The organism is Pseudomonas sp. GW822-FHT03F08, from assembly GCF_058801265.1.
Window position 1 is genome coordinate 323,207 of record NZ_JBXANC010000004.1, and the last position, 13,252, is coordinate 336,458.

9 protein-coding genes are annotated in these 13,252 nt (G+C 61.6%); all 9 read right to left on the reverse strand.

The genetic code is table 11. The annotated features are described in order from the left end of the window. Window positions 1-31 precede the first annotated feature (31 nt). On the reverse strand, window positions 32-4,477 hold the full coding sequence (gene gltB / locus AC1RME_RS11930) for a glutamate synthase large subunit (protein WP_493071398.1): 4,446 nt from the start codon (window positions 4,475-4,477) through the stop codon (window positions 32-34). A gap of 350 nt (window positions 4,478-4,827) precedes the next feature. Then, window positions 4,828-6,426 (reverse strand): AAA family ATPase, encoded by a 1,599-nt coding sequence (locus AC1RME_RS11935; protein ID WP_102620200.1) that lies wholly within the window; start codon window positions 6,424-6,426, stop codon window positions 4,828-4,830. Between the two features lie 10 nt (window positions 6,427-6,436). Further along, window positions 6,437-7,537 (reverse strand): 3-dehydroquinate synthase, encoded by a 1,101-nt coding sequence (aroB, locus tag AC1RME_RS11940; protein ID WP_096819915.1) that lies wholly within the window; start codon window positions 7,535-7,537, stop codon window positions 6,437-6,439. Between the two features lie 142 nt (window positions 7,538-7,679). Then, the gene (gene aroK / locus AC1RME_RS11945; RefSeq protein WP_045121685.1) at window positions 7,680-8,198 is read right to left on the reverse strand and encodes a shikimate kinase AroK; all 519 of its coding nucleotides are present in this window, start codon (window positions 8,196-8,198) and stop codon (window positions 7,680-7,682) included. A gap of 4 nt (window positions 8,199-8,202) precedes the next feature. After that, entirely contained in the window at window positions 8,203-10,281 is a 2,079-nt protein-coding gene (locus AC1RME_RS11950) for a type IV pilus secretin PilQ (RefSeq protein WP_493071402.1), read from the reverse strand. 13 nt (window positions 10,282-10,294) lie between these two features. Continuing rightward, entirely contained in the window at window positions 10,295-10,819 is a 525-nt protein-coding gene (locus AC1RME_RS11955; protein WP_096819917.1) for a pilus assembly protein PilP, read from the reverse strand. Then, window positions 10,816-11,439, reverse strand: coding sequence for a type 4a pilus biogenesis protein PilO (gene pilO / locus AC1RME_RS11960; RefSeq protein WP_096819918.1), 624 nt, complete (start codon window positions 11,437-11,439; stop codon window positions 10,816-10,818). Before pilO ends, AC1RME_RS11955 begins: the two co-directional genes overlap by 4 nt. Beyond that, complete coding sequence (locus tag AC1RME_RS11965) at window positions 11,436-12,002, reverse strand: PilN domain-containing protein (protein WP_096819919.1); 567 nt, start codon at window positions 12,000-12,002, stop codon at window positions 11,436-11,438. The genes pilO and AC1RME_RS11965 overlap by 4 nt, the downstream gene beginning before the upstream one ends. After that, window positions 12,002-13,066, reverse strand: a complete 1,065-nt coding sequence (locus tag AC1RME_RS11970; RefSeq protein WP_096819920.1) for a pilus assembly protein PilM — start codon at window positions 13,064-13,066, stop codon at window positions 12,002-12,004. Before AC1RME_RS11970 ends, AC1RME_RS11965 begins: the two co-directional genes overlap by 1 nt. Window positions 13,067-13,252 lie beyond the last annotated feature (186 nt).

The window sequence follows — 13,252 nt, forward strand, 5'->3', positions numbered from 1 at the left end:
TTAAAACCTCATCAAACTCTTCAGGCGCATATCACTGCGGGTTGGCACGGGTGCTGGAAAGCAACGACTTCAGGTTGGCAGCCTTCGGCTTGACCAGCCAGAAACGACGCAAGTAGTCATCGAGGTTCTCGGCGAGTTCACGACCCCACTCGCTGTCGGTTTCCGCGACGTACTCGTTCAGCACGTTCTGCAGGTGGCTGCGATAGGCTTCCATCGCCTCGCCGCTGATCCGCTGGATTTCCACCAGTTCGTGGTTGACCCGGTCAACGAAGGTGTTGTCCTGGTCGAGCACGTAGGCGAAGCCGCCGGTCATGCCTGAGCCGAAGTTGTAACCGGTCTTGCCCAGGACGCAGACGAAACCACCGGTCATGTACTCGCAGCAGTGATCGCCAGTGCCTTCCACGACCGTGTGGGCACCGGAGTTGCGCACGGCGAAACGCTCGCCTGCGGTGCCGGCGGCGAACAGCTTGCCGCCAGTGGCGCCGTACAGGCAGGTGTTGCCGATGATGGCGCTGTTCTGAGTCTGATAAGCGCTGCCCTTCGGCGGCACGATGACCAGTTTGCCGCCGGTCATGCCTTTGCCGACGTAGTCGTTGGCGTCGCCTTCCAGGTACATGTTCAGACCGCCGGCGTTCCACACGCCGAAGCTCTGACCCGCAGTGCCCTTGAAGCGGAAGGTGACTGGCGCCTTGGCCATGCCCTGATTGCCATGCTTGCGGGCGATTTCGCCGGAGATCCGCGCGCCGATCGAACGGTCGCAGTTGCAGATGTCCAGTTCGAACTCGGCGCCGCTGAGGTCGTTGATCGCCGACGTCGCCATCTCGACCATTTTCTCGGCCAGCAGGCCCTGGTCGAATGGCGGGTTGCGCTCGACGCCGCAGAACTGAGGCTTGTCCGCCGGGATGTGATCGCTGCCCAGCAGCGGGGTCAGATCCAGGTGATGCTGCTTGGCGGTCTGGCCTTCGAGGATTTCCAGCAGATCAGTGCGGCCGATCAGCTCTTCGAGGGAACGCACGCCCAGCTTGGCCAGCCACTCACGGGTTTCTTCGGCGACGTAGGTGAAGAAGTTCACCACCATGTCGACGGTGCCGATGTAGTGATCCTTGCGCAGCTTCTCGTTCTGAGTCGCAACGCCGGTGGCGCAGTTGTTCAGGTGGCAGATACGCAGGTATTTGCAGCCCAGCGCGATCATCGGCGCGGTACCGAAGCCGAAGCTTTCGGCGCCGAGGATGGCCGCCTTGATCACGTCGAGGCCGGTTTTCAGGCCGCCGTCGGTCTGCACCCGGACCTTGCCGCGCAGGTCGTTGCCGCGCAGGGTCTGGTGGGTTTCGGCCAGGCCGAGTTCCCACGGTGCGCCAGCGTATTTGATCGAGGTCAGCGGCGAAGCACCGGTGCCACCGTCGTAGCCGGAGATGGTGATCAAGTCCGCATAGGCCTTGGCCACACCGGCGGCGATGGTGCCGACGCCCGCTTCAGCCACAAGCTTCACCGAAACCAGCGCCTTCGGGTTGACCTGTTTCAGGTCGAAGATCAACTGCGACAAGTCTTCGATCGAATAGATGTCGTGGTGCGGCGGTGGCGAAATCAGGGTCACGCCCGGCACTGCGTAACGCAGCTTGGCGATCAGCCCGTTCACTTTACCGCCCGGCAGTTGCCCGCCCTCGCCCGGCTTGGCGCCCTGGGCGACCTTGATCTGCAGCACTTCGGCGTTGACCAGGTATTCCGGGGTCACGCCGAAACGACCGGTCGCAACCTGCTTGATTTTCGAGCTCTTGATGGTGCCGTAACGTGCCGGGTCTTCGCCGCCTTCGCCGGAGTTGGAACGCGCACCGAGGCGGTTCATGGCTTCGGCCAGGGCTTCATGAGCTTCCGGCGACAGGGCGCCCAGCGAGATACCGGCGGAGTCGAAGCGCTTGAGCACCGATTCCAGCGGCTCGACTTCACTGATGTCCAGCGGCGTGTCGAGGGTCTTGACCTTGAACAGGTCGCGGATCATTGACACCGGACGGTTGTCCACCAGCGAGGTGTATTCCTTGAACTTGGCGTAGTCGCCCTGCTGCACGGCGGCTTGCAGGGTGTTGACCACGTCCGGGTTGTACGCGTGGTATTCGCCACCGTGGACGAACTTCAGCAGGCCGCCCTGCTGGATCGGCTTGCGCGGACTCCAGGCTTCGGTGGCCAGTGCTTTCTGCTCGGCTTCGATGTCGACGAAACGCGCGCCCTTGATGCGGCTCGGCACGCCACGGAAGCTCAGCTCGCAAACTTCTTCGGACAGACCAATGGCTTCGAACAGCTGCGCACCGCGATAGGACGCAATGGTCGAGATGCCCATCTTCGACAGGATCTTCAACAGGCCTTTGGTGATGCCTTTGCGGTAGTTCTTGAACACCTCGTAGAGGTCGCCCAGGACTTCACCGGTACGGATCAGGTCGCCCAGCACTTCGTAGGCCAGGAACGGATAGACCGCCGAGGCGCCGAAGCCGATCAGCACCGCGAAGTGATGCGGATCGCGGGCGGTTGCGGTTTCAACGAGGATGTTGGAATCGCAGCGCAGGCCTTTTTCGGTCAGGCGGTGGTGTACCGCGCCGGTAGCCATCGAGGCGTGGATCGGCAGCTTGCCCGGCGCGATATGGCGGTCGCTCAGAACGATCTGGGTACGACCGGCGCGCACGGCTTCTTCAGCCTGATCGGCGACGTTGCGGATCGCCGCTTCGAGGCCGACGCTTTCGTCGTAGTTGAGGTCGATGATCTGCCGCTCGAAACCCGGGCGGTCGAGGTTCATCAGCGAGCGCCACTTGGCCGGGGAAATGACCGGCGAGCTGAGGATCACGCGCGAAGCGTGTTCCGGCGATTCCTGGAAGATGTTGCGTTCGGCACCGAGGCAGATTTCCAGCGACATCACGATCGCTTCACGCAGCGGGTCGATCGGCGGGTTGGTCACCTGCGCGAACTGCTGACGGAAATAGTCGTATGGCGTGCGCACACGCTGGGACAGCACGGCCATCGGCGTGTCGTCGCCCATCGAGCCGACGGCTTCGTAGCCTTGCTCGCCGAGCGGACGCAGTACCTGATCGCGCTCTTCGAACGTGACCTGATACATCTTCATGTATTGCTTGAGCTGATCGACGTCGTAGAAAGCCGAACCGTGATCGTTGTCTTCCATGGTCGCCTGGATGCGCAGGGCATTCTTGCGCAGCCATTGCTTGTACGGATGACGGGATTTCAGACGGTTGTCGATCGCGTCGGTGTCGAGGATCTGACCGGTTTCGGTGTCCACGGCGAGGATCTGGCCAGGACCGACGCGGCCCTTGGCGATCACGTCCTGCGGCTGGTAGTTCCAGACGCCGATTTCCGAAGCGACAGTGATGAAACCATTGGTGGTGGTGACCCAGCGCGCCGGGCGCAGACCGTTACGGTCGAGCAGGCACACCGCGTAACGACCATCGGTCATCACCACGCCGGCCGGGCCATCCCACGGCTCCATGTGCATCGAGTTGTACTCGTAGAACGCACGCAGATCCGGGTCCATGGTTTCGACGTTCTGCCACGCAGGCGGAATGATCATCCGCACGCCACGGAACAGGTCGATGCCACCGGTGACCATCAGTTCGAGCATGTTGTCCATGCTCGAGGAGTCGGAACCGACACGGTTCACCAGCGGGCCGAGTTCTTCCAGATCCATCAGATCGTTGCTGAACTTGGTGCGACGGGCCTGAGCCCAGTTGCGGTTACCGGTGATGGTGTTGATCTCGCCGTTGTGAGCGAGGAAGCGGAATGGCTGAGCCAGCGGCCATTTCGGCAGGGTGTTGGTGGAGAAGCGCTGGTGGAACACGCAGATCGCGGTTTGCAGGCGCTGGTCACCCAGATCCGGATAGAACGCGGCCAGGTCGGCCGGCATCATCAGGCCTTTATAGATGATGGTCTTGTGGGAAAAGCTGCAGATGTAGTGGTCGGTGTCAGCGGCGTTGGCCACGGACGAACGACGACGTGCGCTGAACAGCTTGACCGCCATGTCCTGATCGCTCAGGCCTTCGCCGCCGATGTACACCTGCTCGATCTGCGGCAGGCGCTCAAGGGCGAGGCGGCCGAGGACGCTGGTGTCGATGGGCACTTTGCGCCAGCCGATCAGTTGCAGGCCTTCGGCCAGGATCTCGCGGTTCATGTTCTCGCGAGCGGCTTCGGCCTTGGCCGGATCCTGGTTGAAGAAGACCATGCCCACGGCATATTGCTTGGGCAGCTCGACGCTGAAGGCTTCCTGGGCAATCGCGCGCAGGAAGGCGTCAGGCTTTTGAATCAGCAGACCGCAACCGTCACCGGTCTTGCCGTCGGCATTAATCCCACCGCGGTGGGTCATGCAGGTCAGGGCCTCAATGGCCGTTTGCAATAGGGTATGACTGGGTTCGCCCTGCATATGGGCTATCAGGCCGAAACCGCAGTTATCCTTGAATTCATCTGGTTGGTACAGACCTGCTTTCATAGACACTTTCTCACCAGGCTGCCTCTTTTCGAGGCAAATTTCTTTTCAATTCAACCACTTGCATCTCGCGCCGAACGTACGCCGGCTTAGCGGGGGCAAAAGGGTGGTCATTGTACACAGCGACACAGAGGCTCACAAATTTGACGACGAAATGTCGCAAATTCATGTCGCATTTGTGAAAGGTTTAAAGCGATCTGCTGTGCTAGTCAAAACTTTTTTAATTTTGACCGCAACGACTCAAAGACTACTGTGACGCAGACACCACAAGGCACGCGGTCTGTAGAGACGGCGCGCACTTGTAGAGATTTTGAGGTGCTTGGAGAGGCGGCCTGGGTAAGGCCGCCGAATCTTCAGCGAGTTGTTGCCAGTTCCTGTTGGACGCTGGCGACAGTGCGAGGCCAAGGTTTACCAGCCTGAACCTTCGCTGGCAAGGCCTTGATGGCAGAAACGGCCGCATCACGATTGGCAAAGCTGCCATAGGTGATCACGTAGAGCGGCTTGCCGTTGAGGACTTTCTTGAAATAACGGTACTCGCCGCCCTGCTCCTTGACGAAGCTTTGTGCGGCGGCTTCAGAGCTGGTGCCGAGGATCTGCACCACGTAGTTGCCCGGCGCCTGGCCGGCGTACCAGCTGCCGCCAGCGGCCTTGGCGACGGTGACCGGCTTCTCGGCGGCTTTCTCGGCCGGTTTGGCCGCTGCTACAGGCTTGGCAGGCGCCGGAGCAGGCTTGGCGACTGGGGCGGCCGGAGCAGGCACTGGCTTGGCCGTGGCAACCTGAGTCGGTGCCGGTGTCGGTTTGGCCGCAGGGACCGGGACCGGCGTCGGCGCAGGACCGGCAGGCACACCGGCCGGTGGCGCGGTGGTGGTCACGGTTGGTGGCGTATTGCTGGAACCTTCCAGCGGCACACCGTCGTCACCTTCGGTAATCCCGCCGGCCGCTTCGGCCAATGGCTTGCGCATGACCGGTTGCGAATTGCCGACCAGCGGCAACGGCATCGGCTGGGTGTTACCGGCGAACTCCACGTTCGGTGCGCCACCCTGGCCCAATGGCAGCTGTGCCTGTTCATTGGCCGGTGCGCCGGTGGTTGGCGCCTTGTTGCGACCAGGCATCAGCCAGGCGGCAGCGACCGCCACCACGACGACGGCGGAAATCGCCAATACGTGTTTCTTCGGCATGTTGAACCCCATACTTGGACGCTTGACCGCAGAGCGGCTGGCAATCATGACTTCGATCAGAGCATCGCGAGCGACCTGGTTGATGTTGCCCGGCCAGCCCTCGGAGCTTTCGTGAATATCAGAGATCTGATCCGCGGTGAAAAGTTCGACGCCACGGCCCGCACCTTCGAGCCGCTGGTCGAGATATTCGCGGGTTTCTTCTTCGGTGTATGGCTGCAATTCGATGACGTGGAAGCGCTCTTCCTCAAGGTGCAGCGCCTCAAGCTGAGCAATCAGCGACGACTCACCGAACAGGAACACATGCGGACGGCCTTCCGGTGCGCCGGCACCCAAAGCCATCAGGGCTTCGAGGGCGGACTCGTCGAGCTGCTCGGCATCGTCCACCAGCAGATAGACTTCCTGGCCGGTCAGCGCCAACTGTACGACCTGATCGAGGATCGCTCCGACATCGGCCTGGGCCACGTCCAGCGCCTGGGCGACCTGACGCAGCACACCGGCCGCATCGCCGGCGCCACGGGCGGAGACGACAACACTCTGAACCGACTGCTTGTTGGTGCTGGCAACCAGCGCCTGGCGCAGCAACGTCTTGCCGCTGCCCTGAGGGCCGGTGACCACCAGCAGCAACTGGCTGTAACGCGCCAGGTGGTGCAGTTGACCCAGCACCGGTTTGCGCTGGGCCGGGAAGAATTTGAAGCCCGGGACCCGTGGAGCGAAAGGGTCATGACTTAACTGGAAATGGCCGAGGAACGCCTCGTCGGCATGCAAACTAGTCATCGGAATCTTATTAACCTTTAAGCTGAGCCAGAGCGCGGTAATCCGCTCCCAGCGTGGCCTGTAGAACCTCTTTCGGATAATCGTCGGTCACTACCGCTTCGCCCATCCGGCGCAGCAGCACCAGGCGCAAACGACCGTCGATCACTTTTTTGTCAATTGCCATGTGTTCGAGAAAATCGGCTTCGCTCATCTCTTCAGGCGGCACCACCGGCAGGCCGGCACGCTGGAACAGACGAATCCCGCGATCGCGCTCCTGCTCGCTGATCCAGCCGAGGCGCGCGGACATTTCCATCGCCATTACCGTGCCGGCAGCGACCGCTTCACCGTGCAACCAGACACCATAGCCCATGTGGGTTTCGATGGCGTGGCCGAAGGTGTGGCCGAGGTTGAGCGTGGCGCGCACACCGGTCTCTTTCTCATCGGCGCCGACCACCGCCGCCTTGGCCGCGCAGGAGCGCTCGATGGCATAGGTCAGGGCTTTCTGATCCAGTGCGCGCAGGGCGTCGACGTTGTCTTCGAGCCAGGTCAGGAACGGCTCGTCGCAGATCAGGCCGTACTTGATGACTTCGGCCAGACCTGCCGACAGCTCGCGCGCTGGCAGGGTTTTCAGGGACGCCGTATCGATCAGCACCACGTTCGGCTGATAGAAGGCGCCGACCATGTTCTTGCCCAGCGGGTGGTTGATCCCGGTCTTGCCGCCCACCGACGAATCGACCTGGGACAGCAGCGTGGTAGGAATCTGGATGAAATCGACGCCGCGCTGGTAGCAGGCGGCTGCAAAACCGGCCATGTCGCCGATCACACCGCCACCAAGGGCGATGACGGTGGTACGACGATCATGCCGAGCAGTCAGCAGACCATCGAAGATCAGTTGCAGGGTTTCCCAGTTCTTGAAGGCTTCGCCGTCCGGCAGCACCACGGAAACCACCGAGAATTGCGCCAGGCTGCGGGTCAGACGCTCGAGATAGAGCGGCGCAACAGTCTCGTTGGAGATGATTGCCACTTGCCGCCCGTGGATGTGCGGAGCCAGCAATTCAGGCTGATCCAACAGTCCTTCGCCAATATGAATCGGGTAGCTGCGCTCGCCTAGATCGACCTTGAGTGTCTGCATGTGTCCCCACAGTGAAGATGGAAGCAGGCGTCCTGCCTTGAATTATCGGATGTCCCCGGTCTTGAGTGATGTGACGCCGCTTGCATGCGATCGGCCACAACCCTCGACAGGACGCCGAGGATAGCGCATTTCGAGCGGCGCTTTAACGGGGCGGAAGCTGCTGCAGGCGGTCGAGAATATCGAGCACGACCATGCGTGGTGGCCGCTCGTCGGTTTCCACCACCAGATCGGCGATTTCCCGATAAAGCGGATCACGGATCGCCAGCAGGTCGCGCAAGGTTTTCTCGGGATTGGCCGTGCGCAGCAGCGGCCGGTTGCGGTCGCGGGAGGTGCGGCCGACCTGCTGCTCGACGGAGGCGTGCAGATACACCACCCGTCCGCCCTCATGCAGGGCCTTGCGGTTGGCATCGCGCATCACCGCGCCGCCGCCCGTCGCCAGCACCACGCCGTCGAACGCGCACAGCTCGGCGATCATCGCCTGCTCACGATCACGAAAACCGGGCTCGCCTTCCTTGTCGAAGATCCACGGGATATTGGCGCCCGTACGCAGTTCAATTTCCTTGTCGGAATCCTTGAACGGCAGGCGCAGCTCTTTGGCCAGTAATCGGCCGATGGTGCTTTTTCCAGCCCCCATCGGTCCTACAAGAATCAAATTTCGCACAGAATCAACGACTCACAGCAATCGCCTGGTTATTCATGATACGCGGAGTGAGGAATACCAGCAGCTCGGATTTTTTCTCCGAAACCACATCACGCCGGAAAAGGCGGCCAAGATACGGCACATCGCCAAGAAATGGCACCTTATCTACGACCTTGCTTTGAGTATTTGAGAAAACCCCGCCAATCACGATGGTCTCGCCGTCGTTCACCAGCACTTTGGCGTTGACCTCGTTTTTCTTGATCGGCGGTACATCCTGAACTTTGTTCAGGTAGTCCGGTTCGTCCTTGGTGACCTTCACCTCCATGATGATGCGGTTGTCCGGTGTGATCTGCGGCGTGACCTCCAGCGACAGCGAGGCCTCCTTGAAAGACACCGACGTAGCGCCGCTGGAGCTGGCTTCCTGATACGGAATTTCGGTGCCCTTGAGGATCTTCGCGGTCTCCTTGTCGGAGGTGACGACCTTGGGCTGCGAGACGATTTCACCGTTGCCGGTCTTCTCCATCGCTGTCAGCTCAAGGTCCAGCAAGACGTTGTCGGTGATGAACGCAATGCCGATCCCGGACGTGTTGTTGACCGTGCCCATGTCGACGAACGGTGAGTTGGTGCTGGTGCTCCCCGGTGTACCGATGGTGGTCGACGAGCCGTTGCTGACCCCGGAAGTATTCCAGTTGCCCTTGTTCTGGATCGATCCGCCCCAGCGCACGCCCAGGCTTTTGTCGTAATCGACGTTGGCTTCGACGATCCGCGCCTCGATCATCACCTGACGCACCGGGATATCCAGTTGCGCCACGATCCGCCGCAGCTCGTCGAGGCGATCCTGGGTCTGGTAGGCGATGATGTTGTTGGTGCGCTCATCGACGGTGATCGAACCCCGTTCGTCGACTTTGGCCTCGGCGCTGGTGACCGACTGGAACAGCTTGGCGATGTCCGCAGCCTTGGCGTAATTCACTTGCAGCAGCTCGCGGCGCAGCGGTGCCAGCTCGGCGATCTGTTTCTGCGATTCCAGTTCCTGCCGTTCGCGGGCAGCGATTTCATCCGCCGGCGCCACCAGCAACACGTTGCCGACCTTGCGCTTGTCCAGCCCTTTGGTCTTGAGCACCAGATCCAGCGCCTGATCCCAAGGCACGTTTTGCAGGCGCAAGGTGATCCCGCCTTGCACGGTGTCGCTGGCCACCAGGTTGAGATTGGTGAAATCGGCGATCAGTTGCAGCACCGAACGCACATCGATGTCCTGGAAATTCAACGAAAGCTTTTCACCGCTGTAGCTGTTGCGGTCGGCGTTGCGCTTTTGCAGGTCATCGACGGTCAACGGCCGGATGCTCACGGTCAGCTTGTTGTCGGTCTGGTAAGTGGAATAGTCGAAGGTGCCGCTAGGCTCGACGGTGATGGTCGCGCGATCTCCGCTGACGCCGGCATTGACGAACTGCACCGGGGTGGCGAAATCCTTGACGTCGAGGCGCACCCGCAACGGCTCGGGCAATTGGGTGCGGGCAAAATTGAGGATAATCTTGCCGTCATGTTCTTGGATGTCCGGCGCAATGGTCGGGTCGGACAGGTCGATGACGACATTGCCCTCACCCGCCGTGCCACGCTGGAAATCCACACCACGAATGGCCTTGGCCGTCGGCACAAACGTCCGGGCCGGGGCGGCCACCGGCGTGGCGCGCGGAGCCTTGGTGGCAGGTCGCGGCGCAGTAACTTTGCTGCCCTGCCCAACCACCACGAACAGCGTGTTCCCCTCGACCCGGGCGTCATACGGCGCCAGCTGCGTCAGGTTGATGATCAACCGGGTACGGTCGTTGGCCTCGACCACGGTGGCAGTGCGCGCATTTCCGCTACCGAGGTCGCGAGTCTTGCTCGCGAGCTGGCTGGCCACTCCCGGCAGATCCAGAGCAATCCGCGCAGGCGAATCGGTGGTGTAGCCCTTGGGCTGTGGCGGTGGGCCGTCGAACGACAGCTTCAACTCGACGCGATCGCCCGGCAGCGCCGCAACATCCAGCGTCTTCAGATTGGCCGCTTGAACCATCGGCGACAGCAGCGCTATCCATAGCGAAAAACCGAGGGTGGAGAAAATCCTGTTCATTGTTCGACTTCCACTATGAGTGCTCTTTCAAAGGAATGGTGCGCGGCCGCTCCAGCCAGGCCCCTTCGCCATCGGGAACGATTTCGACCACATCGACCTGGGAGGCGCTGATCGCGACGATGCGCCCGTCGTTGCGCCCCAGGTAATCGCCGACTTTCAGCCGATGCACCCCGCCCGCCCCGCGCAGCAGCGCAAAGGAGCCGGAGGCATTGGCAATCGTGCCGACCATCTCGAATTGCTCGATGTTGAAACCTTCGAGGTACTGCTTGACCCGGTTCGGGTCCGGTTTGACGTTGCGCGAACCATGCTGCTGCCCGGCCAGATCAACCCGCACCTGACGCGAGAACGGGCTGCGCAGGCTGGCGGCGCTGTAGGTGAACGTCGGGTAGGAACGAAAGGTCGGCGTCGGCTCGATCTTGCCCGGCGGCCGCAGGCGCACTTCATTCATGTAGGCGTCGAGATCGCTGAAGTCGTTGCCGCCGCAACCGCTCAAGCCCAGCGTCAAGGTCGACAATAGAAGGAAACGGATCGGGCTCATTTTTGCAGCCCCTTGTCGTTGTAGCGGTACGTCTTGGCGAGGATGCTCATGCGCAACTTCGTCCCGCCTTCCGGGTTGGCCGGCGCCAGCTCGAAGTCGTGCAGGGTCACGATCCGCGGCAATCCGGCCACGCCGCTGACGAAGGTGGCGAGGTCGTGATACGCGCCTGTGACGGTGATCTGGATCGGCAATTCGATGTAGAACTGCTGCGTCACCTCCGGCAACAGCTTGATCTCCTCGAATTCAAGACCGCTGCCCAGACCGGTGCGCGTGATGTCTTCCAGCAGCCCCGGCACTTCGGTGTCGCTGGGCAATTGCCGCAGCAGGACGCCGAACGAGTTCTCCATTTCCCTCATCTGCTGGGTGTACAGCTCGAGATTGGCCGCCAGGTGTGCCTTGCTGGTGAACTGCTCCTTGAGCGTGGCTTCCTCCGTACGCTTGAGCTCAAGCTGGTTTTCCATGTCACTGACGAAAAAGTTGTAGCCCAGCGCCAGGACCAGGATCATCAATAGCGCCCCGGCCAGGCCTTTGACGGCCGGCGGCCAGGAGCCGATGTTGCTGGTATCCAGGTCGTTGAAATCGATATTGCGCAGGCTTGCGAACCATTCGGACGGTTTCATTGATCGTCCTCCAGGTTCTTGGGCCGGGTTTGACGGACGGTCAGTTGAAAGACGTTGGCCTGATCCAGTTGCCCGGCCGTGGTCGCCTTGACCTCGTTCAGGCTCGGCGCATCGAACCAGTCGGATGCATCGAGATTGCGCATCAGGTCGGACACCCGATTGTTCGACTCCGCCGCACCGCTGATCGACAGGGTTTTGCCGACCATTTTCACGCTGGTGAAATACACCCCGTCAGGCAGGGTACGCGCCAGTTGATCGAAGATCCGCCCGCTGACCTGCCGGTTGGCCTGCAGGTCCTGGATGATGCGCATCCGCTCCACCAATTGCTGGCGACGTGCCTTGAGCTCGCTGATCTGCTTGATCCGCTCATCGACCACGGCGATCTGTTTGCCGATGTAATCGTTTCGCGCCTGCTGCCGCTCAATGGCGGTGCTGAAAATCTGAGCAGCAATGAAGACCGCGCCGACCGAACCGACCACCACGCCCGTCAGGGCCAGCAGGAAGCGTTTGCGTCGTTCTTCGCGGCGCTCCTCACGCCAGGGTAAAAGGTTGATCCGCGCCATCAGTCGAAACTCCTGAGCGCGAGCCCGCAGGCAATCATCAGGGCCGGCGCATCACTGGCCAGGGCCCCGGCGTTGACCTTGCTGCTCAAGGCCATGTCGGAAAACGGGTTGGCGACCTGGGTCGGCGTGCCCAGGCGCTCTTCGATCAGCCGATCCAGCCCGGGCACCGACGCCGTGCCACCGGCCAGCAGAATATGGTCGACCGCGTTGTACTGGCCGGAGGCGAAGAAGAACTGCAGGGAGCGCGAGACCTGCTGCACCAGCGCCTCGCGAAAGGGCTGCAGGACCTCGCTGACATAATCGTCCGGCAGACCGCCCTGCTTCTTGGCCAGCCCGGCCTGTTCAATGGTCAGGCCATAACGGCGCTGGATTTCCTCGGTCAGCTGGCGCCCGCCAAACAGTTGCTCGCGGGTGTAGATGATCCGGCCGTTGTGCAGGACGCTGAGGGTGGTCATGGTGGCGCCGATATCGACCACCGCAACGGTCAGGCGCTCCTGGGAAGCCGCCAGTTGCGTGGCCAGCAGGCCGAACGAGCGCTCGAGCGCATACGCCTCGACATCCACCACCCGCGCAGTGAGGCCGGCGAGGGCCAGTGCCGCCTCGCGGACTTCGACGTTTTCCTTGCGACAGGCGGCCAGCAGCACATTGACCCGTTCGGGATTGCGCGGTGAAACGCCCTGAACTTCGAAGTCGATGGCGACTTCGTCCAGCGGATAGGGGATGTATTGATCGGCCTCGATCCTGAGCTGGTTTTCCAGCTCGTCGTCGGACAGCCCGGCGTCCATTTCGATGACCTTGGTGATCACCGCCGAGCCGGCCACCGCCACCGCCACGCTCTTGAGCCCGGTACGCGCCTTGACCAGCACCCGGGACAAGGCGTGCCCGACGCCTTCGAGTTCGGCGATGTTCTTCTCGACCACGGCGTTGGCCGGCAACGGCTCCACCGCGTACGCCTCGACCCGGTAGCGCTCACCCTGACGGCTCAGCTCCAGCAGCTTCACCGAAGTGGAGCTGATGTCGATCCCCAGTAACGTGTTGGTCTTTTTGTTGAAGAGTCCTAGCACTACCAATTCCCTATGACTATCCGTGAGTTACGGACTCTGTAATGCGCATTGCGTTCCCTCGCCCCGTCTTGACAGAAGCGCAAATGACGCCCCCAGCGGAAAAGTGCTTATAATGCCCAGCGATTTTTTCCGCTTTTTACTGCCGGCGCGGGCCGTTCTGTGTGTTTCCGGAACCCTGTCGCCCAA

Coding starts and splice junctions, on each gene's coding strand:
- gltB (WP_493071398.1), bottom strand. CDS start 4,477: ATGAAAGCAGGTCTGTACCAACCAGATGAATTCAAGGATAACTGCGGT.
- AC1RME_RS11935 (WP_102620200.1), bottom strand. CDS start 6,426: ATGACTAGTTTGCATGCCGACGAGGCGTTCCTCGGCCATTTCCAGTTA.
- aroB (WP_096819915.1), bottom strand. CDS start 7,537: ATGCAGACACTCAAGGTCGATCTAGGCGAGCGCAGCTACCCGATTCAT.
- AC1RME_RS11950 (WP_493071402.1), bottom strand. CDS start 10,281: ATGAACAGGATTTTCTCCACCCTCGGTTTTTCGCTATGGATAGCGCTG.
- AC1RME_RS11955 (WP_096819917.1), bottom strand. CDS start 10,819: ATGAGCCCGATCCGTTTCCTTCTATTGTCGACCTTGACGCTGGGCTTG.
- pilO (WP_096819918.1), bottom strand. CDS start 11,439: ATGAAACCGTCCGAATGGTTCGCAAGCCTGCGCAATATCGATTTCAAC.
- AC1RME_RS11965 (WP_096819919.1), bottom strand. CDS start 12,002: ATGGCGCGGATCAACCTTTTACCCTGGCGTGAGGAGCGCCGCGAAGAA.